We start from the raw sequence: 26134 nt of genomic DNA on the forward strand, positions 1-26134 counted from the left end.
AAGAAGAGGATGGCCCCGGCACCACCCGGATGGCTGAACCGCACCTCCTGTTACCATCAGGTGGATTTCCTCGGTAAGCAGGAGATCGACATCCTTTAAGGACCCGTCCGGTGAGGCGGGGAAGGAGTCTGCCGTGGCGTCACGCCCTCGTGGCGCGGCGGAGCCAGGTGGCGAGCGCGAGCTGCTCTCCGCCGGCGACGTCGCGCGCACCATCGCCCGGATGGCCCACCAGGTCATCGAGAAGACCGCCCTCGGCGGCGGCCCGGGCGCACCGCCCGTTCTCCTGGGCATCCCGACCCGGGGCACCTCGCTCGCGACCCGGCTGGCCGAGCGCATCGGCGAGTTCTCCGGCGTCGAGCCCCCCACCGGTGCCCTGGACATCACCCTCTACCGCGACGACCTGCGCCGCCGTCCGACGCGGCCGCTCGCGGACACCACCCTGCCCGACAGCGGCATCGACGACCGGGTGGTGATCCTGGTCGACGACGTGCTGTTCTCCGGCCGGACCGTGCGCGCGGCGCTGGACGCCCTGCGTGATCACGGGCGTCCCCGGGCCGTGCAGCTCGCCGTGCTGGTCGACCGCGGGCACCGCGAGTTCCCGATCCGCGCCGACTACGTGGGCAAGAACATCCCGACCGCACGTGCCGAGGACGTCGCCGTGCTGCTGTCCGAAGTAGACGGCCGCGACGCGGTGCTGCTGCGGGAGGGGGAAGCGAAGGCATGAAGCACCTGCTGGCCACCGAAAACCTCGATCCGGACCTGGCGACCGCGGTGCTGGACACCGCCGACGGGCTCAAGCGCACGCTGCTCGGCCGCGAGGTCCGCAAGCTGCCGACCCTGCGCGGCCGCACGGTCGTGACCATGTTCTACGAGAACTCCACCCGCACCCGGGTCTCGTTCGAGATCGCCGGGAAGTGGATGAGCGCGGACGTGGTGAACGTCTCGGCCGGCGGCTCGTCGGTCGGCAAGGGCGAGTCGCTGCGGGACACCGCGCTGACCCTGTCCGCGGCCGGCGCCGACTGCGTCATCGTCCGCCACCCGGCCTCCGGCGCGGCCCAGCGCCTGGCCGGCTGGCTCGAGGGCACCGGCACCTCGGTCGTCAACGCCGGGGACGGCATGCACGAGCACCCCACCCAGGCGCTGCTGGACGCGGCCACCCTGCGGGACCGGCTCGGCGGGATCAAGGACCGGCGCATCGGCATCGTCGGCGACGTCCTGCACAGCCGGGTCGCGCGCTCCAACATCCACCTGCTGTCCGCGCTGGGTGCCGAGGTGGTGCTCATCGCGCCGCCGACGCTGCTGCCGGCCGGGGTCGGCGCGCTGCCGGTGACCGTCTCGCACGACCTGGACGCCGAGCTGCCTGCCCTGGACGCGGTGATGATGCTGCGCGTGCAGGCCGAGCGGTTGGCCGGGGCCGCCGGCCCCGGCGGCAAGTTCGCGGGGTTCTTCCCCTCTGCTCGCGAATACTCGATCGCCTACGGCCTGAACGAGGCGCGGCTGCGGCTGCTGCCCGAGCACGCGGTGGTGCTGCACCCCGGCCCGATGCTGCGCGGCATGGAGATCGCCTCCGCCGTGGCGGACGCGCCGTCCGCGGCGATCACCGACCAGGTCCGCAACGGGGTGCACGTGCGGATGGCCGTTCTCTACCACCTGCTCGCCGGAGAGGAAGACGCGAAGTGACCCAGGTTCTGATCAAGGGTGCCCGGCTCTACGGCGCGGGCGACCCGGTGGACGTCCTGGTCACCGGCGGCACCATCGCCGAAATCGGCGAAATCCAGGCACCCGGGGATGCCGAGGTGATCGAGGCCGGCGGCCAGGTCCTGCTGCCCGGCTTCGTCGACCTGCACACCCACCTGCGGGAACCGGGCCGCGAGGACACCGAGACCATCGAGACCGGCTCGGCCGCGGCCGCGCTCGGCGGCTACACCGCCGTGTTCGCGATGGCCAACACCGATCCGGTGGCCGACAACGCGGTGGTGGTCGAGCACGTGTGGCGCCGCGGCCGGGAGACCGGCCTGGTCGACGTGCACCCGGTCGGCGCGGTGACCGTCGGGCTCCGCGGCGAGCGGCTCGCCGAGCTGGGCACGATGGCGAAGTCGGCGGCCGGGGTGCGGGTGTTCTCCGACGACGGCCACTGCGTGCACGACCCGCTGATCATGCGCCGGGCGCTGGAGTACTCGACCGCACTGGACGTGGTGATCGCCCAGCACGCCGAGGAGCCCCGGCTGACCGTCGGCGCACAGGCCCACGAGGGCGAGAACGGTTCACGCCTGGGCTACGCGGGCTGGCCCGCCTCCGCCGAGGAGTCCATCGTCGCGCGCGACTGCCTGCTCGCCGAGCACGCCGGCGCGCGCCTGCACGTGTGTCACGTCTCCACCGCCGGCACCGCCGACGTGCTTCGCTGGGCGAAGGAACGGGGGACCCGGGTCTCGGCCGAGGTCACCCCGCACCACCTGCTGCTCACCGACGAGCGCCTGGCCACCTACGACCCGGTGAACAAGGTCAACCCGCCGCTGCGGACCGGCGGCGACGTGGCGAAGCTGCGGGCCGCGCTGGCCGAGGGCGTCATCGACTGCGTCGCCACCGACCACGCCCCGCACGCGCCGCAGGACAAGGACTGCGAGTGGTCCGCGGCCCGGCCCGGCATGCTCGGCCTGCAGACCGCCCTGTCCGTGGTCGCCGCGACCATGGTGGAGACCGGGCTGCTGGACTGGCGCGGCGTGGCGAAGGTCATGAGCGAGCGGCCCGCGGAGATCGCCGGCCTGCCTGACCAGGGACGACCGCTCGCCGTGGGCGAACCCGCCAACCTGGTGCTGGTCGACCCGGGCGCACAATGGACCGTGCGGGGGGCGGAGCTGGCCAGCCTCGCCGCCAACACCCCGTACGAGGGAATGCGGTTGCCCGCCGTGGTGACCGCGACGATGCTGCGCGGGCGGGTCACGGCCCGCGAAGGGAAGATCTGCTGATGGACCGGTTGCTGCTCACCCTGCTGGTGATCGTCTGCTTCCTGCTCGCGCTGTGGGGGATGCGGCGGAGCTGGCGGCGCCGCGCCCGGTCGCAGAGCGCCGTGCTGCCGCCGTTCCCGCAGAAGCCGGCCGAGCCGGGGGAGGAGCTGCTGCCGGAGGCCAAGGGCCTCTACGTGAGCACCACCACCGCCGGCAACTGGCAGGACCGGATCGTCACCCGCGGGGCCGGCCTGCGCGGCCGGGCGGTCCTCCGGCTCTACCGCGCCGGGCTGGAGATCGACCGGGCCGGCGCGCCCGGGTTCTTCATCCCGCGCGAGTCCATTGTGGAGGCCGGAAGGTCGAACGCGATCGCCGGGAAGGTGATGGGCACCGACAGCCTGCTCGTCGTCCGCTGGCGGCTCGGCGACGCCGAGCTCGACACCGGATTCCGCGGCGACGACCTCGATGTTTATCCACAATGGATTCGAAGCTTGTCCGAACGAGAGATCAAGGGAGGGGCCCAGTGACCGTGGGCACCAGGACACCGGCCGCATTGGTGCTGGAAGACGGGCGGGTGTTCCGCGGATCGGCCTATGGCGCCCAGGGCCACACGCTGGGCGAGGCCGTGTTCTGCACCGGCATGACCGGCTACCAGGAGACGCTGACCGATCCGTCCTACCACCGCCAGATCGTGGTGCAGACGGCGCCGCAGATCGGCAACACCGGCTGGAACGACGAGGACGACGAGTCCGACCGCATCTGGGTGGCCGGCTACGTCGTGCGCGACCCGGCCCGGACCCCGTCGAACTGGCGCTCCCGCCGCACCCTGGACGAGGAGCTGGCGCGCCAGGGCGTGGTCGGCATCAGCGGCGTGGACACCCGCACCCTCACCCGCCACCTGCGCGAGCAGGGCGCGATGCGGGCCGGGGTGTTCTCCGGCGACGCGCTCGGCGCCGAGGACGCGATGGTCGCGCAGGTCCTGGCGAGCCCGCCGATGAAGGGCGCCGACCTGGCCGGCGCGGTCACCACCAGGCAGCCGTACGTGGTGGCGCCGGAGGGGGAGCGGCGCTTCCGCGTGGCCGCGCTGGACCTGGGCATCAAGTCCAACACCCCGCGGCAGATGAGCCGCCGCGGGATCGAGGTGCACGTCCTGCCCTCGACGAGCACGCTGGACGACCTGCTGGCCGTCGAGCCCGACGGGGTGTTCCTGTCCAACGGCCCGGGCGACCCCGCCACCCAGGACCACGCGGTCGCGCTGACCGAGGAGGTCCTGCGCCGCGAGATCCCGCTGTTCGGCATCTGCTTCGGCAACCAGATCCTCGGCCGCGCGCTGGGGCTGGGCACCTACAAGATGCGCTACGGCCACCGGGGGATCAACATCCCGGTGATCGACGTGGCGACCCGGCGGGTGGCGATCACCGCGCAGAACCACGGCTTCGCCCTCGAAGGCGAGCCCGGGCAGCGGTTCGACTCGCCCTTCGGCGCCGCGCAGGTGAGCCACTACTGCCCCAACGACGACACGGTGGAGGGCGTGCGCTGCGCCGACGTGCCGGCCTTCTCGGTGCAGTACCACCCGGAGGCCGCCGCGGGCCCGCACGACGCGGCGCCGCTGTTCGACGAGTTCGTGACCCTGATGGAGAAGAAGAGCCGCTGATGCCGAAACGTACAGACATCGAGCACGTCCTCGTCATCGGATCCGGCCCGATCGTCATCGGGCAGGCCGCCGAGTTCGACTACTCGGGCACCCAGGCATGCCGCGTCCTGCGCGCCGAGGGCCTGCGGGTCAGCCTGGTCAACTCCAACCCGGCGACGATCATGACCGATCCGGAGTTCGCCGACTCCACCTACATCGAGCCGGTCACGCCGGACTTCGTGGAGAAGGTCATCGCGCACGAGCAGGCGCAGGGACGCCCGGTCGACTGCCTGCTGGCGACCCTGGGCGGGCAGACCGCGCTGAACACCGCCGTCGCCCTGCACGAGCGCGGGGTGCTGGAGAAGTACGGTGTCGAGCTGATCGGTGCCGACATCGACGCCATCCAGCGCGGCGAGGACCGGCAGAAGTTCAAGGACATCGTCCGCGCCATCGGCGGTGACGTGCCGCGCAGCCGTGTGTGCCACTCGATGGAGGAGGTCCGCGACACCGTCGCCGAGCTGGGCCTGCCGGTCGTCATCCGGCCCTCGTTCACCATGGGCGGGCTGGGCTCGGGCATGGCGCACACCGACGAGGAGCTGGAGCGGCTGGCCTCGATCGGGCTGGCCGAGTCGCCGGTCACCGAGGTGCTCATCGAGGAGAGCGTGCTCGGGTGGAAGGAGTACGAGCTCGAGCTGATGCGCGACCGCCACGACAACGTGGTGGTGATCTGCTCGATCGAGAACATCGACGCGATGGGCGTGCACACCGGTGACTCGGTGACCGTCGCGCCCGCGATGACCCTCACCGACCGCGAGTACCAGCACATGCGCGACGTGGGGATCGCCGTGCTGCGGGAGGTCGGCGTCGACACCGGTGGCTGCAACATCCAGTTCGCGATCAACCCGCGCGACGGGCGCATGGTCGTCATCGAGATGAACCCGCGCGTGTCCCGCTCCAGCGCACTGGCGTCGAAGGCCACCGGCTTCCCGATCGCCAAGATCGCCGCGAAGCTCGCCATCGGCTACAGCCTGGACGAGATCCGCAACGACATCACCGGCGAGACCCCGGCCTCGTTCGAGCCGACCCTGGACTACGTCGTGGTCAAGGTGCCGCGGTTCGCGTTCGAGAAGTTCCCGGGCGCCGACCCGGAGCTGACCACCACGATGAAGAGCGTCGGCGAGGCGATGGCCGTGGGCCGCAGCTTCCCCGAGGCCCTGGGCAAGGCGCTGCGCTCGATCGACACAAAGGCAGCCGGCTTCTGGACCGTGCCCGATCCGGAGGGCGCCACCCTGGAGAACACGCTGGAAGCCCTGCGCACGCCGCACGACGGCCGCCTCTACGCGGTCGAGCGCGCCCTGCGCCTGGGCGCCACCGTGCAGCAGGTGCACGAGGCCAGCGGCATCGACCCGTGGTTCATCGACCAGATCGCGCTGATCGGTGAGATCGGCGCCGAGGTGCGCGACGCCCCGGTGCTGGACGCGCTGCTGCTGCGCGAGGCCAAGCGCGTCGGGCTGAGCGACCAGCAGATCGCCGCGCTGCGGCCGGAGCTGGCCGGCGAGGACGGCGTGCGCGCGCTGCGCCACCGGCTCGGGGTGCGCCCGGTGTTCAAGACCGTGGACACCTGCGCGGCCGAGTTCGCCGCGAAGACGCCGTACCACTACTCGGCCTACGAATCCGACGCCGAGGCTGCCGAATCCGAGGTCACGCCGCAGCCGGACAAGCCGAAGGTGCTGATCCTCGGTTCCGGCCCGAACCGGATCGGCCAGGGCATCGAGTTCGACTACTCGTGCGTGCACGCCGCGCTGGCGCTGCGCGAGGCCGGGTTCGAGGCCGTCATGGTCAACTGCAACCCGGAGACCGTGTCCACCGACTACGACACCTCCGACCGGCTGTACTTCGAGCCGCTCACCTTCGAGGACGTGCTCGAGGTGGTCTACGCCGAGCAGCGCTCGGGCACGGTCGCCGGGGTGATCGTGCAGCTCGGCGGCCAGACCCCGCTCAAGCTGGCACAGCGGCTGGCCGACGCCGGGGTGCCGATCGTGGGCACCTCGCCGGAGGCGATCAACCTGGCCGAGGACCGCGGCGCGTTCGGCGACGTGCTGGCCGCCGCGGGCCTGCCGGCGCCGAAGTACGGCACCGCCACCTCGTTCGAGGGCGCCAAGCGGATCGCCGACGAGATCGGCTACCCGGTCCTGGTGCGGCCCTCCTACGTGCTCGGCGGCCGCGGCATGGAGATCGTCTACGACGAGGCGTCCCTGGCCGGCTACATCCAGCGGGCCACGGAGGTGAGCCCCGAGCACCCGGTGCTGGTCGACCGGTTCCTCGACGACGCGATCGAGATCGACGTGGACGCCCTGTTCGACGGCGAGGAGCTCTACCTCGGTGGCGTCATGGAGCACATCGAGGAGGCCGGCATCCACTCCGGTGACTCCTCGTGCGCGCTGCCGCCGATCACGCTCGGCCGCCAGGACGTCGAGGCGGTGCGCGCCTCCACCGAGGCCATCGCCCGCGGTGTCGGCGTGCACGGCCTGCTCAACGTCCAGTACGCGCTCAAGGACGACGTGCTCTACGTCCTGGAGGCCAACCCGCGCGCCAGCCGCACCGTGCCGTTCGTGTCCAAGGCCACCGGTGTCCAGCTGGCCAAGGCGGCCTCGCTGGTCATGACCGGCTCCTCGATCAAGGACCTGCGCGCCCGCGGCGTCCTGCCGGCCGAGGGCGACGGCGGGCACCTGCCGGTCGACGCGCCGGTCGCGGTGAAGGAAGCGGTCCTGCCCTTCCACCGCTTCCGCACACCGGAGGGCAAGGGCGTGGACTCGCTGCTCGGGCCGGAGATGAAGTCCACCGGCGAGGTGATGGGCGTGGACACCTCGTTCGGCGAGGCGTTCGCGAAGTCGCAGGCCGGGGCCTACGGGTCGCTGCCGACCGCGGGCAAGGTGTTCGTGTCGGTCGCCAACCGGGACAAGCGGGCACTGGTGTTCCCGGTCAAGCGGCTGGCCGACCTCGGGTTCGAGATCCTCGCGACCTCCGGCACCGCCGAGGTGCTGCGCCGCAACGGGGTGCCCAGCACGGTGGTGCGCAAGTACTCCGAGGGCAGCACACCGGACGAGCCGAACGTGGTCGAGGTGATCGCCTCCGGCGGCGTGGACATGGTGATCAACACCCCGTACGGCAACAGCGGCCCCCGGATCGACGGCTACGAGATCCGCACCGCCGCGGTGTCGCGGGACATCCCGTGCATCACCACGGTGCAGGGCGCCGCGGCCGCGGTGCACGGCATCGAGGCGCTGATCCGGGGTGACATCGGCGTCCGCTCGCTGCAGGACCTGCAGGCGGCGCTGCGGGCGAAGGCGTGAAAGGGGCCAAGGCGTGAAGGGGGCCGTGGCGTGACGGGCTTCGGCGCACGCCTGGTGGCGGCGATCGCCGCGCGCGGGAACCTGTGCGCGGGGATCGACCCCCATCCGGAGCTGCTCGACGCGTGGGGCCTGGACCGGGATCCCGGCGGGCTGGAGAAGTTCGCCCTGACGGCGGTTGACGCCCTGGCGCCGGAGGTGGCCGTCGTCAAGCCCCAGTCGGCGTTCTTCGAGGCGTTCGGGCCGCCCGGCGCGGCTGTCCTGGCCCGCGTGGTGGAACACGCCCGCGACCGCGGTGCGCTGGTGCTGCTGGACGTCAAGCGGGGCGACATCGGGTCGACGATGGCCGCCTACACGGCGGCCTACCTCGGTCCGGACGCGCCCGTCCGGGCCGACGCGATCACCGTGTCGCCCTACCTCGGGTTCGGTGCGCTGGCGCCGGCGCTGGGCACCGGCGAGGGCCTGTTCGTGCTCGCCCGCACCTCCAACCCGGAGGCCGGCGGGCTGCAGAACGCCTTGCTGGCCAACGGCAAGACGGTCGCGCAGTCGATTGTGGACGAAGCTGCCCGGTGCAACGCCGGCGCCGCCTCGCTCGGCGACGTCGGCGTGGTCGTGGGCGCCACCATCGCCGACGGCGAACTCGACCTGACCGGGCTCAACGGACCGGTCCTGGCGCCCGGTTTCGGGGCCCAGGGCGCCACCGTGGCCGATCTTCGGCGGCTGTTCGGTCCGGACCTGCCCGGGGTGCTGCCCGCGTCGTCCAGGGACGTGCTCAGGCACGGTCCCGGCCCCGCGGCGTTGCGCGACGCGGTGCGCCGCGTCCAGGCGAGCCTGACCGGATAGCGCCAATATCAGGTCCCTGTCCTGGAACCGAGCGACCACCCCCCGCATTGTGGCCGGTGGCGCGGGGTGGGTACCGTCGCGTCACCCACCCAGAATTTTGAGTACTACGGAGGAAAACGTGGCACTTCCCCAGCTGACCGAGGAACAGCGCAAGGCGGCGCTGGAGAAGGCCGCTGCCGCTCGTCGTGCCCGCGCTGAGCTGAAGGAGCGCCTCAAGCGAGGCGGCACCACGCTCACCGATGTGCTGAAGCAGGCCGACGAGGACGAGGTTCTCGGCAAGATGAAGGTCTCCGCCCTGCTCGAAGCCCTCCCCGGCGTCGGCAAGGTGCGCGCCCAGCAGACCATGGAGCGCCTGGAGATCGCACCGAGCCGGCGGCTGCGCGGCCTTGGTGACCGGCAGCGCAAGGCGCTGCTGGCCGAGTTCAGCGGCGAGTGAGCGACACCGGCAGCGACCGCGTCACCGGGGCCGGCGGGCATGCCGGCCCGGCGGCGCACCGTGAGCCGGTTCCGGGGCAGGCGCGACAGGGGTCCCGGAGCCGGCTCACGGTCGTCTCCGGCCCGTCCGGGGTCGGGAAGTCCAGCGTGGTCGGCGAGCTGCGCCGGCTGGACCCGGACATCTACTTCAGCGTGTCGGTGACCACCCGGCCGCCCCGCCCCGGCGAGATCGACGGGGTGCACTACCACTTCATCGACCGCGCCGTGTTCGACAAGATGGTCGCCGCGGACGAGCTGCTCGAGCACGCCGAGTTCACCGGCAACTGCTACGGCACGCCCCGCGAGCCGGTGGAACGGGCGCTGGCCGAGGGCAGGCCCGCCGTGCTGGAGATCGAGCTCCAGGGGGCGCGGCAGGTGCGCGCGGCCATGCCGGACGCCCGGCTGGTCATGCTCATGCCGCCGTCCTGGGAGGAGCTGGTCGGCCGGCTCAAGGGGCGCGGCACCGAGGCGGAGGCCGCCGTCAGCGCCCGCCTCGCCGAGGCGGAGCGGGAACTCGCGGCGGCCGGCGAGTTCGACGTGCGGGTCGTGAACGCCGACGTCGGGGAAGCCGCGCGGCAGTTGTTAGACTTGCTGCGGGGAGACCACCGACTTCACGAAGAGAACTCAGGAGCATAAGCGCGTGACCGCATCGCTCGGCATCTACGGCGAGGAACTCGAGGGCATCACCAACCCGCCGATCGACGACCTCCTCGCGAAGGTCAGCTCGAAGTACGCGCTGGTGATCTACGCCGCGAAGCGCGCCCGCCAGATCAACGACTACTACGCCCAGCTCGGCGAGGGGCTGCTCGAGTACGTCGGCCCGCTCGTGGAGCCGGGCCCGCGCGAGAAGCCGCTGTCGATCGCGCTGCGCGAGATCCACGCCGGCCTGCTCGAGCACACCGAGGGTGAGTAAACCCCGCGTCGTGCTCGGCGTGGGTGGCGGGATCGCCGCCTACAAAGCCTGTGAGGTGCTGCGCGGGCTGACCGAGACCGGTCACGACGTCCGCGTGGTGCCCACCGAGGCCGCGCTGAACTTCGTCGGCGCGGCCACCTTCGAGGCGCTCTCCGGTCACCCGGTGCACACCGGCGTGTTCACCGAGGTGGACCAGGTGCAGCACGTCCGCATCGGCAAGGAAGCCGACCTCGTGCTGGTCGTCCCAGCGACCGCGGACCTGCTCGCCCGTGCGGCCCAGGGCCGCGCCGACGACCTGCTCACCGGCACGCTGCTCACCGCGCGCTGCCCGGTCGTCTTCTTCCCGGCGATGCACACCGAGATGTGGGAGCACCCGGCCACCCGGGACAACGTGGCGCTGCTGCGGTCCCGCGGCGCCGTGGTCACCGAGCCCGCCGCCGGCAGGCTGACCGGCGCCGACACCGGCAAGGGGCGCCTGGCCGACCCGGCCGAGATCGTCGACCTGGCCCGGCTGCTGCTGGCCGCGCCGTCGGCCCTGCCGCGCGACCTGGAGGGCCTGCGCGTCGTGATCTCCGCGGGAGGCACGCGGGAACCGCTCGACCCGGTCCGCTACCTGGGCAACCGGTCCTCCGGCAAGCAGGGTTACGCGCTGGCCCGCGTCGCCGTCCAGCGCGGCGCCGAGGTCACGCTCGTGACCGGGCACACCGCCGAGCTGCCCGAACCGGCCGGGGCCGAGCTGCGCCGGGTCTCGACCGCCGAGCAGATGCGCGAGGCCGTGCACGAGGCCGCCAAGGAGGCGGACGTGGTGGTGATGGCCGCCGCCGTCGCCGATTTCCGGCCGGCGAGCCGGTCCGGTCACAAAATCAAGAAAACCGACGACCGGCCGGATCCCGTCATCACCCTTTCCCGGAATCCGGACATTCTCGCGGAACTGGTCACGAATCGATTGCCGGGGCAGGTCGTCGTCGGTTTCGCCGCGGAAACGGGTGACGAGCACGGTAGCGTACTCGACCACGGCCGTGCGAAACTGCGGCGCAAGGGCTGTGACCTGCTGGTTCTCAACGCCGTCGGAGATGGCAGGGCGTTCGAGGTCGAGGAGAACGCGGGGTGGCTGCTGGCCGCCGACGGCACCGAGCGACCTATCCCGCTGGGCTCCAAGGCGCAACTCGCCGCCGCAGTGTGGGACGCGGTCGGGGAATTCATCAGGCACTGACCGGCACGTCTTACGCTGACGGCCGGAGGGACGAAGATTTGATGGGATGTGAGCGTGGTGACCGCGTCTAACCGCAGGCTGTTCACTTCGGAGTCGGTGACCGAGGGGCACCCGGACAAGATCTGTGACGCCATCAGCGACTCGATCCTGGACGCCCTCCTGGCCAAGGACCCGCGCTCCCGCGTCGCGGTCGAGACGCTGATCACCACCGGCCAGGTGCACGTCGCCGGTGAGGTGACCACCGAGGCCTACGCCGACATCCCGACCATCGTGCGTGAGCGGATCCTCGACATCGGCTACGACTCCTCCGCCAAGGGCTTCGACGGCAACTCCTGCGGGGTGAACGTCGCGATCGGCGCGCAGTCCCCGGACATCGCCCAGGGTGTGGACGCCGCCTACGAGGCGCGCGTGGAGAACGCCATCGACGACATCGACCGGCAGGGCGCCGGCGACCAGGGCCTGATGTTCGGTTACGCCTGCTCCGACACGCCCGAGCTGATGCCGCTGCCCATCGCGCTGGCCCACCGCCTGTCCCGGCGGCTCGCCCGCGTGCGCAAGGACGGCGTGCTGCCCTACCTGCGCCCGGACGGGAAGACGCAGGTCACCATCGAGTACGCCGGCGACCAGCCGGTGCGCCTGGACACCGTCGTGGTGTCCACGCAGCACGCCGACGGCATCGACCTGGAGACCATGCTCGGCGTCGACGTGCGCGAGCAGGTCGTGCGGCCCGAGCTGACCGAGCTGGACCTCGACCACGGTGACGTGAAGCTGCTGGTCAACCCCACCGGCCGGTTCGTCATCGGCGGCCCGATGGGCGACGCCGGGCTGACCGGCCGCAAGATCATCGTCGACACCTACGGCGGCATGGCGCGGCACGGTGGTGGCGCGTTCTCCGGCAAGGACCCGTCGAAGGTGGACCGGTCCGCGGCCTACGCGATGCGCTGGGTCGCCAAGAACGTGGTCGCCGCGGGTCTGGCCGGGCGGATCGAGGTGCAGGTCGCCTACGCGATCGGCAAGGCGTCGCCGGTCGGCCTGTTCGTGGAGACCTTCGGCACCGAGACGGTCGATCCGGCCAAGATCCAGGCCGCCATCACCGAGGTGTTCGACCTGCGCCCGGCCGCGATCATCCGCGACCTGGACCTGCTGCGCCCGATCTACGCCGCCACGGCCGCGTACGGCCACTTCGGCCGGACCGACCTCCAGCTGCCGTGGGAGAACACCGACCGCGCCGACGCGCTCCGGTCGCTCGCGGGCGCCTGAGCCGCCCTGTACTTCCGGCGGGCCCGGGCGCGTCTGGTAGAGAACACGTGTGACCTCGTCCGACGCGCTCTGGGAGCTGCCCGCCGCCGCGCCACCCCGGCGCGCCGCGGCGAAGCGTCCCGCGTCCCGGAAAGGGCAGCAACGGCCGGCGGAGCAGGACCCGATCGCGCGGGTCGTCGTCGACGTGCCGCTGGCGCACCTGGACCGCACGTTCGACTACCAGGTGCCGGACAAGCTCGACGGCGACGCGGTCCCCGGATGCCGGGTGCGGGTGCGGTTCGCCGGGCAGCTGGTCGACGGGTTCCTCGTCGAGCGCGCCGCCACCACCGGGCACCGCGGTCGGCTCGCGTTCCTGGAACGGGTCACCTCGCCCGAACCGGTGCTGACCCCGACGTTGTACGCGCTGGCCCGCCGCGTCGCCGACCACTACGGCGGCACGTTGATGGACGTGCTGCGGCTGGCGATCCCGCCGCGCCACGCCAAGGCCGAATCCGAGCCGGGACGTGAGCCGGTGCGGGTCACCGAGGCGCCGTCGGCCGGGGCGTGGCGGCGCTACCAGTTCGGCGCATCGTTCACCGACGCCCTCCGCGCCGCCCGCCAGGCACACGCGGTGTGGCAGGCGCTGCCGGGGGAGGACTGGCCGGCGCGGCTGGCCGAACTGGCCGCCCTCGCCGCGGCGAGCGGCCGGGGCGCGCTGCTGGTGGTGCCCGATCACCGCGACCTGACCCGGGTGCACGACGCGTGCGCGCGGGTCGCCGGGGCGGATGCGGTGGTCGCGTTGTCGGCGGACACCGGGCCGGCCGAGCGGTACCGGCGGTGGCTCGCCGTGTCCCGCGGCTGCGTGCCGATCGTCGTCGGGACCCGCGCGGCCATGTTCGCGCCGGTCGCCGACCCCGGCCTGTTCGTGGTGTGGGACGACGGCGACGACCTGCACGTCGACCCGCACATGCCGTATCCGCAGGTGCGGGACGTGCTGGCGCTGCGGGCGCACGCGCAGGGCGCGTCGTTCGTGGCCGGCGGGTTCGCCCGGACCGCCGAGGCGCAGCTGCTGGTCGAAACGCGCTGGGCGCACCCGGTGACCGGCTCGCGCGACGAGCTGCGCAAGGCCGCGCCGCGCGTGACACCGGTCGGGGAGGACTTCGACGTGGCGCGGGACGAGGCGGCACGCGTGGCGCGGCTGCCGTCGGTCGCGTTCGAGGCCGCGCGGCAGTCCCTGTCCGCCGGGGCGCCGGTACTGGTCCAGGTGCCGCGCCGCGGGTACGTGCCCGCGCTGGCGTGCGCGCAGTGCCGCACCCCCGCGCACTGCCGGCGCTGCGCCGGGCCGCTCGGGCTGCCGGGCGGGGCGGGTGCCGACGTCGCGCACCCGCCGAGCTGCCGTTGGTGCGGCACGCCCGAGGCCCATTTCCGGTGCCCGGCGTGCGGTTCGGCCCGGCTGCGGGCGGTGGTGGTCGGCGCGAAGCGGACCGCGGAGGAGCTGGGCCGGGCCTTCCCGGGAACGCCGGTGCGGACCTCCGGCGCCCGGGAGGTGCTGGCGGCCGTTCCCGGCCGTCCCGCGCTGGTGGTCGCGACCCCCGGGGCCGAGCCGGTCGCCGAGGGCGGTTACGGGGCGGCGCTGCTGCTGGACGGGTGGGCGCTGCTGGGGCGGCAGGACCTGCGGGCGGCCGAGGAGACGCTGCGCCGCTGGATGGCCGCCGCCGCCCTGGTGCGCCCCGCCTCCGCCGGGGGCCGCGTGATCGTCGGAGCGGAAGCGCCCCTCGCGCCGGTGCAGGCCCTGGTGCGCTGGGACCCGGCCTGGCACGCCGAACGCGAACTGGCCGAGCGGCGCGAGCTGGGTTTCCCGCCGGCCGTGCGGATGGCGAGCGTGGAGGGCACGCCCGAGGCGGTGGCGGCGCTGCTCGAGGAGACCGAACTGCCGTCGTCGGCGGAGATCCTCGGCCCGGTGCCGCTGACCGAGCCCGACGAGGAGGGCCGCTCGGAGCGGGAACGCGCCCTGATCCGCGTGCCGCGCGGCGAGGGCCGCGCCCTCGCGTCCTGTCTGGCCGCCGCGCAGGCCGCCCGCGCGGCGCGCAAGGAAACCGCCGCGGTGCGCATCCAGCTCGACCCGCTGGCGCTGATCTGAGCCGCCGGCCGGCCGTCCCGTCCATGTCCGGTTGAGTCGATGACCGAAACCGGGCAGGATGCGGCGAATGCGTACTCTGCGTGTCCTCGCGGTTCTCGCCAGTGCCGCCCTGCTCGCCCCGGGCGTCGCCTACGCCGACCAGGCACCGCCCCGGCAACCGGTCGCCGCCGGGTTCGGCGGTGCGGTCGCCAGCATCGACCCCGACGCCACCGCGATCGGCACCCAGGTGCTGCGCGAGGGCGGCAACGCGGTCGACGCGGCCGTCGCCACCGCCGCGGCCCTCGGCGTCACCGACCCGTTCTCGGCCGGCATCGGCGGCGGCGGGTTCTTCGTCTACTACGACGCCCGCACCCACCAGGTCCACACCCTCGACGGCCGCGAGACCGCCCCGGCCGGCGCCGGCGAGAACCTCTTCGTGGAGAACGGGCAGCCGATCCCGTTCGCCGAGGCCGTCACCAGCGGCCTGTCCGTCGGCGTCCCCGGCACGCCGGCCACCTGGCAGGACGCGCTGCGCCAGTGGGGTACCCGGCCGCTGAGCGAAATGCTGCGCCCGGCCGCCCGCCTGGCCCGCGACGGGTTCACCGTGGACGACACCTTCCACACCCAGATCGCGGAGAACGCGGCGCGGTTCTCCGCGTTCCCCAGCACCCGGGAGCTGTACCTGCCGGGCGGCGCACCGCCCGCGGTCGGCAGCCGGTTCACCAACCCCGACCTGGCCGCCACCTACGACACCGTGGCCCGCCAGGGCGCCCGCGCCTTCTACCGCGGCCCGATCGCCGACGAGATCGCCGCGACCGTCCAGCACCCGCCGGTGGATCCCGCGTCCGGGCTGAACGTCCGGCCCGGCAAGCTGACCGCCGACGACATCGCCGCCTACCGCACGGTCGAGCGCGAGCCCACCCACACCCGCTACCGCGGCCTCGACGTCTACGGCATGCCCGCCCCGTCCTCCGGCGGCCTGACGGTCGGCGAGGCGCTCAACATCCTGGAGAACTTCGACGTCGCCCGGTTCTCCGAGTCCGACTACCTGCACCACTTCCTGGAGGCCAGCCGGTTCGCCTTCGCCGACCGCAACCGCTGGATCGGCGACCCGGCGTTCGTCGACGTCCCGTCCCGGCAGCTGCTGAGCCAGCGCTTCGCGGACAGCCGGGCATGCCTGATCAACCCCGGCCGCGCCGCCAGCGGCACGGTGCCCGCCGGGGACCCGCGCCACCCGCAGCCGTGCGCGACGGGCCCCGCGGCGCCCACACCGTACGAAGGTGAGAACACCACCCACCTGACCGTCGCCGACAAGTGGGGCAACGTCGTCGCCTACACGCTCACCATCGAACAGGAGGGCGGCAGCGGGATCGTGGTGCCCGGCCGCGGCATCCTGCTCAACAACGAGCTGACCGACTTCTCCTTCACCCCGGTCACCCCGGGCGTGCCCGACCCGAACCTGCCCGGCCCCGGCAAGCGCCCGCGCTCGTCGATGGCGCCGACGATCGTCCTGGAGCACGGCAAGCCGCTGCTGGCGGCCGGTTCGCCCGGCGGGGCGACGATCGTCACCACCGTGCTGCAGGTGCTGCTCGGCCGGCTCGACCGCGGTCTGACCCTGGAACAGGCGATCGCCGCGCCGCGGGCCTCGCAGCGCAACTCCGGGCCGGCTCAGGTGGAGCCCGCGTTCCTCGCGCTGCGCGCGGCATCCGACCTGCGGGCGCGGGGCCAGCAGTTCTCGTCGTCCCCGGCGGAGATCGGGGCCGCCACCGGCGTGGAACGCCTGCCCGACGGCCGGTGGCTGGCCGCCGCCGAGCCGGTGCGCCGCGGCGGGGGAGCGGCCCAGGTCGTGCACCCCGCACCCTGACCGCGGCATCCAGGAGCGGCCAACTCACCGCCGCAACCGGCCAACGCTGCGGGTGGTGAGTTGGCCGGCCCGGGCGGTGACGGGCGGAGTGATCCGCCCGGACGGGCCACCCGGGCCGGTCACTAGACTGGAGCCGATGCCGACCCGTCCCACACCCGTCGCCGAGGTGCCTTGATGCGCCTCGTCTTCGCCGGTACCCCCGAAGCCGCCGTGCCGTCGCTGCGGGCGCTGCTCGACTCGCCGCGGCACGAGGTCGTCGCGGTCGTCACCCGGCCCGACGCGCCGGCCGGCCGCGGCCGCAAGCTCGTCCGTTCCCCGGTCGGCGCGCTCGCCGACGAGCACGGCATCGAGGTGCTCACCCCGCCCAAGGCGGGCGACCCCGGGTTCCTCGCCCGGCTCGCCGAGCTGGCCCCGGACGCGTGCCCGGTCGTCGCCTACGGTGCGCTGCTGCCACAGCGGGCGCTGGACATCCCGCGGCACGGCTGGATCAACCTGCACTTCTCGCTGCTGCCCGCGTGGCGCGGCGCCGCGCCGGTGCAGGCCGCGATCCGCGCGGGCGACGAGATCACCGGCGCGTCCACCTTCCGCATCGTCAAGGAGCTCGACGCCGGTCCGGTCTTCGGCGTGGTCACCGAGAAGATCGCCGCCGACGACACCGCCGGCGCGCTGCTGGAGCGGCTCGCGATCTCCGGCGCCCGCCTCCTGGTGTCCACATTGGACGGCGTCGAGGACGGGGTGGTCCAGGCGGTGCCGCAGCCGGCGGACGGGGTCACCTACGCCCCGAAGGTCGCCGTCGAGGACGCCCGCGTCCCGTTCACCGAGCCCGCCGCCGCGGTCGACCGCCGGATCCGTGCGGTGACCCCGGATCCGGGTGCGTGGACCGGGTTCCGCGGCGAACGGCTCAAGCTCGGCCCGGTCACCGTCGTCGACGGGCCGGCCCTCGAACCCGGCGAGCTGCGCGTGGAACGCAAGCACGTCCTGGCCGGCACGGCGACCAAACCGGTGCGGCTGGGCGAGGTCCAGGCGCAGGGCAAGAAACGCATGGCGGCCACCGACTGGGCCCGCGGTACCCGCATCGAGCAAGGAGAACGGCTGTCATGAACGAGCGCAGGCCCTCGCGGCCCCAGCGCGGACGCCCGGCGCCCCGCAAACCGGGCCCGCGCCGCCCGCCGGCCGAGGACCCGGCGCGCCGCGTCGCGCTGGACGTGCTGCGTGCCGTCCGCCAGCGCGACGCCTACGCGAACCTCGTGCTGCCGGACATGCTGCGCCGGCACCGGTTGTCCGGCCGCGACGCCGCACTGGCCACCGAGCTCGCCTACGGCGCCTCCCGCGCGCAGGGCATGCTGGACGCGATCATCGCCGCGTGCCTCGACCGTCCGCTGGACAAGGTCGACGGCCCGGTGCTGGACTGCCTGCGGCTGGGTGCCTATCAGTTGCTGCGCACCCGCATCCCGGAGCACGCCGCGGTGACCTCGACCGTCGACCTGGCCCGCGCCGACGCCGGGTCGCACGTCGCCGGGTTCGTCAACGCCGTCCTGCGCAAGATCTCCGAGCAGGACGAGGACGCGTGGATGGCGCAGCTGACCCCGGACCGCGCGCAGGACCCGATCGGGCACCTCGCCATGCGCACCGCGCACCCGCGGTGGGTGGCCCGCGCGTTCGCCGAAGCGCTCGGCGACAAGGGCGACGAGCTGCAGGCGGCGCTCGAGGCCGACGACGCCCGTCCGGCCGTGCACCTGGCGGCCCGGCCCGGTGAGATCAGCGCCGACGAGCTCGCCGCCGTCACCGGGGGCGACGTCGCGCCGTACTCGCCCTACGGGGTGCACCTGCCCACCGGCGCCGGCGACCCGGGCGACTCCGAGCCGATCCGGGAACGGCTGGCCGTGGTACAGGACGAGGGCAGCCAGCTGTGCGCGCTCGCCCTCACCCGGGTGCCGCTGGCCGGTTCCGACGAACGCTGGCTCGACCTGTGCGCCGGCCCCGGCGGCAAGGCGGGGCTGCTCGGCGCGCTCGCCGCGACCCAGGGCGCGCACGTCGACGCCGTCGAGCAGGCGCCGCACCGGGCCAGGCTCGTCGAGCAGGCCACCGAGGGCCTGCCGGTCACCGTGCACGTCGCCGACGGGCGTGATTCCGGGCTCGACCCGGGTTTCGACCGGGTCCTGGTCGACGCGCCGTGCAGCGGCCTGGGCGCGCTGCGGCGCCGTCCCGAGGCGCGCTGGCGCCGCAAGCCCTCCGATGTGCCGGACCTCACCCGCTTGCAGGGCGAGCTGCTCAGCGCCGCGCTGGACCTCACCCGCTCCGGCGGGGTGGTGGCCTACGTGGTCTGCTCACCGCACCTGGCCGAGACCGAGGGCGTGGTGGGCGAGTTCGCCCGCCGCAGCAAGGCCGAGGTGCTCGACGCGCGCGAGTTCTTCCCGGGCGTGCCGCAGCTGGGCGACGGGCCGTACGTGCAGCTGTGGCCGCACCGGCACGGCACGGACGCGATGTTCTGCGCCGTGCTGCGCAAGCCGTGACGGTCCTCGGGCTGGTCGGCAGCGCGTGCGGGGGACTGGACACCAGGTTCCGCGCCGAGCTGGCCGCGCCGGCGGTGGCCCGCGGCTGGCGGCCGGCGATCACCCTGACCCCCACCGCGCACCGCTGGCTGGACGCCGCCGGTGAACTCGACGGGCTGGCGGCGCTGACCGACCTGCCGGTGCGGTCGGTGTCGCGGCTGCCCGGGGAACCGCGCCCGCACCCCGACCCGGCGGTGTTCCTGTTCGCGCCCGCCTCGGCCAACTCGATCGCCAAGCTCGCGCTCGGCATCGCGGACAACCAGGCGCTCACCGTGCTCGGTGACGTGCTCGGCGATCCGGGCGTCACGATCGTCGCCGGCTACCAGGTCCAGGACAGCCGGCTGCGGCATCCGGCGTGGTGCCGCCACCTCGCCGCCCTCGCCGAAGCCGGTGTGCGGGTGGAGCGTCTCGAGTACGGAAAGCCCTGGTCGGCCGTGCTGGACCTGCTCCCGGCGTCCACAGGATGAGTGCGTCCGAAGCGGCGCGGGCGCACGATCTACACTCCGGAACCGTGGCCCACCGACCTCTCATCGCGCCCAGCATCCTGTCCGCCGACTTCGCCCGTCTGGGCGAGGAGATCCGCGCCGTCGCCGGTGGCGGTGACACCCGGGCCGACTGGGTTCACGTCGACGTCATGGACAACCACTTCGTGCCCAACCTGACGCTGGGCCTGCCGGTCGTGCAGTCGCTGCTCAAGACCGCCGACATCCCGCTGGACTGCCACCTGATGATCGAGGACCCGGACCGCTGGGCCGTCGGGTACGCCGAGGCGGGCGCTTACAACGTCACCGTGCACGTCGAGGCCGCCGCGGACCCGGTGATGCTGGCGAAGAACCTGCGGGCCGCGGGTGCGAAGGCCGGCCTGTCGATCAAACCGGGCACACCGCTCGAGGACCACCTGGAAACCCTCAAGCACTACGACACCCTGCTGGTCATGTCGGTCGAGCCCGGCTTCGGCGGCCAGTCGTTCATCCCGGACGTGCTGGCCAAGGTCCGCACCGCCCGGCGCCTGGTGGACACCGGTCACCTGAAGCTGCTCGTCGAGATCGACGGCGGCATCAACGCCGACACCATCGAGCAGGCCGCCGAGGCCGGGGTGGACTGTTTCGTCGCCGGCTCCGCCGTCTACGGCGCCGGGGACCCGGGCAAGGCCGTCGCGGCCCTGCGCGAACGCGCGGCGAACGCCGGCGCGGCACACTGACACCGACAAGGAGGCGCGCGCCAGTGTTCACCGGCATCGTGGAGGAGCTCGGCGAGATCATCGCGGTCGAGCAGGTTCCGGGCGCCGCGCGGCTCACCGTGCGCGGGCCCGTGGTGACCTCGGACGCCAAGCACGGCGACTCGATCGCCGTCAGCGGGGTGTGCCTGACCGTCGTCGACGTGTCCGGCGCCGAGTTCACGGTCGACGTGGTGCAGGAGACGTTGCAGCGCTCCCGGCTCGCGAAGATCGCGGTCGGTGACCGGGTGAACCTGGAGCGCGCGACCGCGGTCGGCGACCGGCTCGGCGGGCACATCATGCAGGGTCACGTCGACGGCACCGGGGTGTTCCTGTCCCGCGACGCGGTGGGCCTCACCCGGTTCGCGCTGCCCGAAGGACTGTCCCGATACATCGTGGAGAAGGGCTCGATCGCGGTCGACGGCATCTCGCTGACCGTGACGAGTGTGACGAACGACGAGTTCTCCGTGGCGCTGATTCCGACCACACTGGAGCTGACCACCCTCGGCCGTGCCGAGCCGGGTGATCTGGTGAACCTCGAGGTCGACGTGCTCGCCAAGTACGTGGAGAAGCTCGCGACGCCCCATCTGCCCGGCCGCACGGAGGACACTGGAGCCGGGGCAGGCTCGAAGGAGGACGCGTGAGCAGCGCAGGGACGCCGTGCGGGGCGGGGGTGCCGGTCGATGCCGCCGGGATCGAGAAGGCGATCGCGGACATCGCCGCCGGCCGGCCGGTGGTCGTCGTCGACGACGAGGACCGCGAGAATGAGGGCGACCTGATCTTCGCCGCCGAGAAGGCGACGCCGGAACTGCTCGCGTTCATGGTGCGCTACACCTCGGGCTACGTCTGTGTGGCGCTCACCGAGGGGGACTGCAACCGGCTGGACCTCCCGCCGATGTACCACACCAACCAGGACCAGCGGGGCACCGCGTACACGGTCACGGTGGACGCGGCCGAGGGCATCACCACCGGCATCTCGGCCGCCGACCGGGCGCACACGATCCGGCTGCTGGCTGATCCGAAGTCGCAGGCGAGCGATTTCCGGCGGCCCGGGCACGTGGTGCCGCTGCGGGCCAAGGAGGGCGGCGTGCTGCGCCGCCCCGGGCACACGGAGGCGTCGGTCGACCTCGCCCGCATGGCCGGCCTGCACCCGGCCGGTGTGCTGTGCGAGATCGTCTCCCAGAAGGACGAGGGGGACATGGCGCGGCGGGAAGAGCTGGAGATCTTCGCCGCCGACCACGACCTGCAGATCATCACGATCGCCGACCTGATCGCCTACCGGCGCCGGCACGAGAAGCAGGTCGAGCGGGTCGCCGAGGCGCGCATCCCGCTCGCCGCGGGCGAGTTCCGCGCGGTCGGCTACGACAGCCTGCTCGACGGCATCGAGCACGTCGCGTTCGTCTACGGCGAGATCGGCGACGGCGAGGACATCCTGGTGCGCGTGCACTCCGAATGCCTCACCGGCGACGTGTTCGGCTCGCTGCGCTGCGACTGCGGCCCCCAGCTGGAGGCCGCGTTGCAGATCGTCGCCGACGAGGGCCGCGGCATCGTCCTCTACATCCGCGGGCACGAGGGCCGCGGTATCGGCCTGCTGCACAAGCTGCAGGCGTACCAGCTGCAGGACCTCGGCGCGGACACGGTGGACGCGAACCTGGCGCTCGGCGTGCCGGCGGACGCGCGGGACTACGGCACGGGTGCGCAGATCCTGTGCGACCTGGGCGTGCGGTCGATGCGGCTGCTGACCAACAACCCGGCCAAGCGGATCGGCCTGGAGGGCTACGGCCTGACGATCACCGGACGCGTGCCGCTGCCGATCTCGCCGAACCCGGAGAACCTGCGCTACCTGCGCACGAAGCGGGACCGGATGGGGCACGACCTGTCCAACCTGGAGGAGTTCGACCAGGTCGGCGCCGACCTGGAGGCGCGGAACGGGAACGGTGCGGCACAGTGAGCGATGACGACCGCAGGGAGCGGCAACGGCCATGAGCGGTGAGGGACGTCCGGACGTCGAGCTCGACCTGAGCGAGTGCGAGAACCTGCGGCTGGGGATCGTGGCGACCCGGTGGCACGCGAAGATCACCGGCGCGCTGCTGGAGAACGCGCTGAAGACGGCGCGCGAGGCGAAGCTGAACGAGGAACCGACGGTGGTGCGTGTCGCCGGTGCGATCGAGCTGCCGGTGGTGGCGCAGGCGCTGGCCCGCACGCATGACGCGGTGGTCGCGCTCGGCGTGGTGATCCGCGGCGGCACGCCGCACTTCGAGTACGTGTGCGACGCGGTGACGGCCGGGCTGACCCGGGTCGCGCTGGACGAGGGCACGCCGATCGGCAACGGCGTGCTGACCTGCGACACCGAGCAGCAGGCGCTGGACCGCGCCGGGCTGCCCGGATCGGCGGAGGACAAGGGCCGCGAGGCGACGCAGGCGGCGCTGGACGCGGCGCACGTGCTGCGGTCGCTGCGGCAGCCGTGGACGGACCGGAAGTTCGTGTGAGCGTGGCCGTGGCGAACCAGACCGGGCCGGTGGTGTTCCGGCCGCATCGCGCGACGTGGATGTCGTCGATCCTGGCGGTCGTGCTCGTCGCGGCCTTCGTGGTGGTGGCGATCCTGCTGCGCAGCTCCAGCACCGGCGTCATCTTCGAGCGCTCCGACCAGGTCGCCATGGTGTTCATCGGCCTGCTCCTGGGCGGGGCGACGATGCTGTTCGCCACCCCGCGGGTGCGGGCGGACGCCGAGGGGGTCTCGGTGCGCAACGTCCTGGTGGGGCGGCGGTTCACCTGGCTGGAGGTCCTGTCGGTCAGCTTCCCGGACGGCGCGTCGTTCGCCCGCCTGGAGCTGCCCGAGGACGAGTACTACGCGATGCTCGCCATCCAGGCGGTGGACCGGGACCGCGCCGTCGACGCGGTGCGCACCCTGCGGCGGCTGCACCAGGCCGCGTGGGCGGACCGGGACTGAGCGGCGGCGCGGGTTACACCGTCAGGTCCACGACCACCGGGGCGTGGTCGGAGGTGCCCTTGCCCTTGCGTGCCTCGCGGTCCACGTACGCGTCGCTGACCGCACCGGTGAACTTCGCCGACCCGTAGACGAGGTCGATCCGCATCCCGTTGTTCTTCGGGAACGCCAGCTGCCGGTAGTCCCAGTAGGTGTAGGGCGTGTCGTACTTCAGCGCGCGCGGCACCACGTCGCTCAACCCCGCTTCGCGCAGCGCCGCCAGCGCGGCCCGCTCCGCCTCCGTCACGTGCGTCATGCCGTCGAACAATGTGATGTCCCAGACGTCGTCGTCGGCCGGGGCGATGTTGAAGTCGCCCAGCACCGCGAACGGGCGGTCGGCCGCGGCCTCGGCCGCCACCGTCGCCCGCAGCGCCTGGAGCCACCGCAGCTTGTACGCGTAGTGCGGGTGCGACGGCTCGCGCCCGTTCGGCACGTACACCGACCACAACCGCACCCCGCCGCACGTCGCGCCGATCGCGCGCGGCTCGGACGCGCCGTCGAACGTCGGCTCGCCCGCCAGCCCGCGCCGGACGTCGGCCAGCCCGACCCGGGACAGGATCGCCACGCCGTTCCACCGGCCCGTCCCGTACGCCGCCACCTCGTAGCCGGCCTGCGCCACCTCGGCCGGGAACGCCTCCGTGGCGCACTTGAGCTCCTGCAGGCACACCACGTCCGGCTGGGCCGTGCCGAGCCAGGACAGCAGCCGCGGCAGCCGCGCGGTGACGGAGTTGACGTTCCAGGTGGCGATGCGCATGATCGGAAGAATCGCATACCCGCCGGGGCCGTCGGCGCCCGGCAGGAGGGGTGTCTCGGACTGTCGGAGGGGAGCCATAGGCTGGAGGCGTGGCTGACCCGTCCACCTACCGTCCCGCGCCGGGGAGCATCCCGGAGGAGCCCGGCGTCTACAAGTTCCGCGACGCGAACCGGCGGGTCATCTACGTCGGCAAGGCCAAGAGCCTGCGCAGCCGGCTGAACTCCTACTTCGCCGACCTGTCCGGGCTGCACCCGCGCACGCGGCAGATGGTGACCACCGCGGCCGGCGTGGAATGGACCGTCGTGTCCACCGAGGTCGAGGCGCTCCAGCTGGAGTACAACTGGATCAAGGAGTTCGACCCGCGGTTCAACGTCCGCTACCGCGACGACAAGTCCTACCCGGTGCTGGCGGTGACGCTGCACGAGGAGTTCCCGCGGTTGCACGTCTACCGCGGTCCCCGGAAGAAGGGCGTGCGTTACTTCGGCCCGTACGCGCACGCGTGGGCGATCCGGGAGACGCTCGACCTGCTGCTGCGCGTGTTCCCGGCCCGCACCTGCTCGGGCGGTGTGTTCCGCCGCCACGGCCAGATCGGCCGGCCGTGCCTGCTCGGCTACATCGACAAGTGCTCCGCGCCGTGCGTGGGCAGGGTCAGCGCCGAGGAGCACCGGCAGATCGTGGACGACTTCTGCGACTTCCTCTCCGGCCGCACCGACGCCATGGTGCGCAGGCTGGAGCGGGAGATGGCCGACGCGGCGGAGGCGCTGGAGTTCGAGAAGGCCGCCCGGCTGCGTGACGACATCGGCGCGCTGCGGCGGGCGATGGAGAAGCAGGCCGTGGTGCTCGGCGACGGCACGGACGCCGACCTGGTCGCGTTCGCCCACGACGAGCTGGAGGCCGCCGTCCAGGTCTTCCACGTGCGCGGCGGCCGGGTGCGCGGCCAGCGCGGCTGGGTGATCGACAAGGCCGACGAGATGGGCGTGCCCGACCTCGTCGAGCAGTTCCTCACCCAGTTCTACGGCGAACAGGTGGAGCTCGCCGAACAGGGCACCGACCTGGGCACGCCGGTGCCGCGCGAGGTGCTGGTGCCGGAGCTGCCCGCCGATCCCGACGCGATGAGCGAGTGGTTGTCCGGGTTGCGCGGCTCCCGCGTCCAGCTGCGGGTGCCGCAGCGCGGCGACAAGCGCGCGCTGGCCGAGACGGTGCAGCGCAACGCCGAGGAAGCCTTCGCCCAGCACAAGCTGCGCCGCGCGGGTGACCTGACGGCGCGCTCCGCCGCGCTGGCCGAGCTGCAGGAGCACCTCGCGCTGGACAGCGCGCCGCTGCGCATCGAGTGCGTCGACATCAGCCACACGCAGGGCACCGACGTGGTCGCCTCGCTCGTGGTGTTCGAGGACGGCGTGCCGCGCAAGGCCGAGTACCGCCGGTTCGCCTTGCGCGAGGCCGCGACCGAGGGCGACGTCGCCGCCATCGCGGAGGTGGTGCGGCGCCGCTTCGCCCGCTACCGGACCGAGACGCAGGAGGGCCTGGCCGGTGACAAGCCGGGCCTCGACCCGGAGACCGGCCGCCCGCGCAAGTTCGCCTACCCGCCGAACCTGCTCGTGGTCGACGGCGCCGGCCCGCAGGCGACCGCGGCGGCGGACGTGCTCGCGGAGATGGGCATCACCGACATCGCCGTGGTCGGCCTGGCCAAGCGGCTGGAGGAGGTGTGGCTGCCCGGCGATCCGGACCCGGTGATCCTGCCGCGCACCTCCGAGGCCCTGTACCTGTTGCAGCGGGTGCGGGACGAGGCGCACCGGTTCGCCATCGCCTACCACCGGCAGAAGCGGGCCAAGCGCGTGCAGGTGTCCGCTTTGGACGGAGTACCGGGGCTGGGACAGGCACGGCGGGCAGCGCTCATCAAGCACTTCGGCTCGGTGAAGCGGCTGAAGGAAGCAGGGGTGGACGAGATCGCCCAGGTGCCGGGCGTGGGGAAGCGCACCGCCGAAGCGATCGTCGCCGCGTTGGCCTCACCTGGGGAGTCGGAGGAGAAGTGA

24 protein-coding genes are annotated in these 26134 nt (G+C 73.1%); 23 read left to right on the forward strand and 1 reads right to left on the reverse strand.

What is annotated here, in order from left to right:
• The first annotated feature begins 133 nt into the window (after window positions 1-133).
• The 22 genes from pyrR (at window position 134) to FHX45_RS27290 (ending at window position 23311) form a co-directional block, all read left to right on the forward strand.
• Window positions 134-724 carry a bifunctional pyr operon transcriptional regulator/uracil phosphoribosyltransferase PyrR gene (gene pyrR, locus FHX45_RS27185; RefSeq protein ID WP_167107860.1) on the forward strand — a complete coding sequence of 197 codons (591 nt, stop codon included), beginning with the start codon at window positions 134-136 and terminating at the stop codon, window positions 722-724.
• The gene (locus tag FHX45_RS27190) at window positions 721-1680 is read left to right on the forward strand and encodes an aspartate carbamoyltransferase catalytic subunit (protein ID WP_167107863.1); all 960 of its coding nucleotides are present in this window, start codon (window positions 721-723) and stop codon (window positions 1678-1680) included. The genes pyrR and FHX45_RS27190 overlap by 4 nt, the downstream gene beginning before the upstream one ends.
• Window positions 1677-2966 (forward strand): dihydroorotase, encoded by a 1290-nt coding sequence (locus FHX45_RS27195; protein ID WP_167107866.1) that lies wholly within the window; start codon window positions 1677-1679, stop codon window positions 2964-2966. Before FHX45_RS27190 ends, FHX45_RS27195 begins: the two co-directional genes overlap by 4 nt.
• A complete protein-coding gene (locus FHX45_RS27200; protein WP_167107869.1) occupies window positions 2966-3472 on the forward strand; it encodes a PH-like domain-containing protein in 507 nt (168 codons plus the stop codon). Before FHX45_RS27195 ends, FHX45_RS27200 begins: the two co-directional genes overlap by 1 nt.
• Window positions 3424-4599 (forward strand): glutamine-hydrolyzing carbamoyl-phosphate synthase small subunit, encoded by a 1176-nt coding sequence (carA, locus tag FHX45_RS27205; RefSeq protein ID WP_208406149.1) that lies wholly within the window; start codon window positions 3424-3426, stop codon window positions 4597-4599. The genes FHX45_RS27200 and carA overlap by 49 nt, the downstream gene beginning before the upstream one ends.
• The gene (carB, locus tag FHX45_RS27210) at window positions 4599-7931 is read left to right on the forward strand and encodes a carbamoyl-phosphate synthase large subunit (RefSeq protein WP_167107875.1); all 3333 of its coding nucleotides are present in this window, start codon (window positions 4599-4601) and stop codon (window positions 7929-7931) included. Before carA ends, carB begins: the two co-directional genes overlap by 1 nt.
• Before the next feature lie 30 nt (window positions 7932-7961).
• Window positions 7962-8771, forward strand: a complete 810-nt coding sequence (gene pyrF / locus FHX45_RS27215; protein WP_167107878.1) for an orotidine-5'-phosphate decarboxylase — start codon at window positions 7962-7964, stop codon at window positions 8769-8771.
• A gap of 118 nt (window positions 8772-8889) precedes the next feature.
• Window positions 8890-9207, forward strand: a complete 318-nt coding sequence (mihF, locus tag FHX45_RS27220; RefSeq protein WP_017983071.1) for an integration host factor, actinobacterial type — start codon at window positions 8890-8892, stop codon at window positions 9205-9207.
• Entirely contained in the window at window positions 9204-9881 is a 678-nt protein-coding gene (gene gmk / locus FHX45_RS27225) for a guanylate kinase (protein ID WP_167107881.1), read from the forward strand. Before mihF ends, gmk begins: the two co-directional genes overlap by 4 nt.
• A 4-nt stretch (window positions 9882-9885) precedes the next feature.
• A complete protein-coding gene (gene rpoZ / locus FHX45_RS27230) occupies window positions 9886-10158 on the forward strand; it encodes a DNA-directed RNA polymerase subunit omega (protein WP_017983069.1) in 273 nt (90 codons plus the stop codon).
• Window positions 10151-11371: a bifunctional phosphopantothenoylcysteine decarboxylase/phosphopantothenate--cysteine ligase CoaBC gene (coaBC, locus tag FHX45_RS27235; protein ID WP_341771631.1), complete on the forward strand. Its 1221-nt coding sequence runs from the start codon at window positions 10151-10153 to the stop codon at window positions 11369-11371. The genes rpoZ and coaBC overlap by 8 nt, the downstream gene beginning before the upstream one ends.
• A gap of 57 nt (window positions 11372-11428) precedes the next feature.
• The gene (metK, locus tag FHX45_RS27240; RefSeq protein ID WP_167107884.1) at window positions 11429-12631 is read left to right on the forward strand and encodes a methionine adenosyltransferase; all 1203 of its coding nucleotides are present in this window, start codon (window positions 11429-11431) and stop codon (window positions 12629-12631) included.
• A 49-nt stretch (window positions 12632-12680) separates the two neighbouring features.
• Window positions 12681-14750: a primosomal protein N' family DNA-binding protein gene (locus tag FHX45_RS27245; RefSeq protein ID WP_167107887.1), complete on the forward strand. Its 2070-nt coding sequence runs from the start codon at window positions 12681-12683 to the stop codon at window positions 14748-14750.
• Window positions 14751-14817: 67 nt separating this feature from the next.
• Window positions 14818-16593 carry a gamma-glutamyltransferase gene (gene ggt, locus FHX45_RS27250; RefSeq protein ID WP_208406150.1) on the forward strand — a complete coding sequence of 592 codons (1776 nt, stop codon included), beginning with the start codon at window positions 14818-14820 and terminating at the stop codon, window positions 16591-16593.
• A gap of 174 nt (window positions 16594-16767) precedes the next feature.
• Window positions 16768-17694: a methionyl-tRNA formyltransferase gene (fmt, locus tag FHX45_RS27255; protein ID WP_167107893.1), complete on the forward strand. Its 927-nt coding sequence runs from the start codon at window positions 16768-16770 to the stop codon at window positions 17692-17694.
• Window positions 17691-19106: an RsmB/NOP family class I SAM-dependent RNA methyltransferase gene (locus FHX45_RS27260; protein WP_167107896.1), complete on the forward strand. Its 1416-nt coding sequence runs from the start codon at window positions 17691-17693 to the stop codon at window positions 19104-19106. The genes fmt and FHX45_RS27260 overlap by 4 nt, the downstream gene beginning before the upstream one ends.
• The gene (locus tag FHX45_RS27265) at window positions 19103-19612 is read left to right on the forward strand and encodes a flavoprotein (RefSeq protein WP_167107899.1); all 510 of its coding nucleotides are present in this window, start codon (window positions 19103-19105) and stop codon (window positions 19610-19612) included. Before FHX45_RS27260 ends, FHX45_RS27265 begins: the two co-directional genes overlap by 4 nt.
• A 44-nt stretch (window positions 19613-19656) precedes the next feature.
• Complete coding sequence (gene rpe / locus FHX45_RS27270; RefSeq protein WP_167107901.1) at window positions 19657-20346, forward strand: ribulose-phosphate 3-epimerase; 690 nt, start codon at window positions 19657-19659, stop codon at window positions 20344-20346.
• Window positions 20347-20369: 23 nt separating this feature from the next.
• Window positions 20370-21005 (forward strand): riboflavin synthase, encoded by a 636-nt coding sequence (locus FHX45_RS27275; protein WP_167107904.1) that lies wholly within the window; start codon window positions 20370-20372, stop codon window positions 21003-21005.
• Window positions 21006-21034: 29 nt separating this feature from the next.
• Window positions 21035-22312 (forward strand): bifunctional 3,4-dihydroxy-2-butanone-4-phosphate synthase/GTP cyclohydrolase II, encoded by a 1278-nt coding sequence (locus FHX45_RS27280; protein WP_167109523.1) that lies wholly within the window; start codon window positions 21035-21037, stop codon window positions 22310-22312.
• Between the two features lie 31 nt (window positions 22313-22343).
• Complete coding sequence (ribH, locus tag FHX45_RS27285; RefSeq protein ID WP_167107907.1) at window positions 22344-22850, forward strand: 6,7-dimethyl-8-ribityllumazine synthase; 507 nt, start codon at window positions 22344-22346, stop codon at window positions 22848-22850.
• Window positions 22847-23311, forward strand: a complete 465-nt coding sequence (locus tag FHX45_RS27290; RefSeq protein WP_167107910.1) for a PH domain-containing protein — start codon at window positions 22847-22849, stop codon at window positions 23309-23311. The genes ribH and FHX45_RS27290 overlap by 4 nt, the downstream gene beginning before the upstream one ends.
• A 13-nt stretch (window positions 23312-23324) precedes the next feature.
• On the opposite strand, the gene FHX45_RS27295 is transcribed toward FHX45_RS27290, so the two are convergent.
• Window positions 23325-24101, reverse strand: a complete 777-nt coding sequence (locus FHX45_RS27295; RefSeq protein ID WP_167107913.1) for an exodeoxyribonuclease III — start codon at window positions 24099-24101, stop codon at window positions 23325-23327.
• An 89-nt stretch (window positions 24102-24190) separates the two neighbouring features.
• On the opposite strand from FHX45_RS27295, the gene uvrC reads away from it, so the two are divergent.
• Window positions 24191-26134, forward strand: coding sequence for an excinuclease ABC subunit UvrC (uvrC, locus tag FHX45_RS27300; protein WP_167107916.1), 1944 nt, complete (start codon window positions 24191-24193; stop codon window positions 26132-26134).

This window comes from Amycolatopsis granulosa (assembly GCF_011758745.1).
GTDB lineage: Bacteria > Actinomycetota > Actinomycetes > Mycobacteriales > Pseudonocardiaceae > Amycolatopsis_E > Amycolatopsis_E granulosa.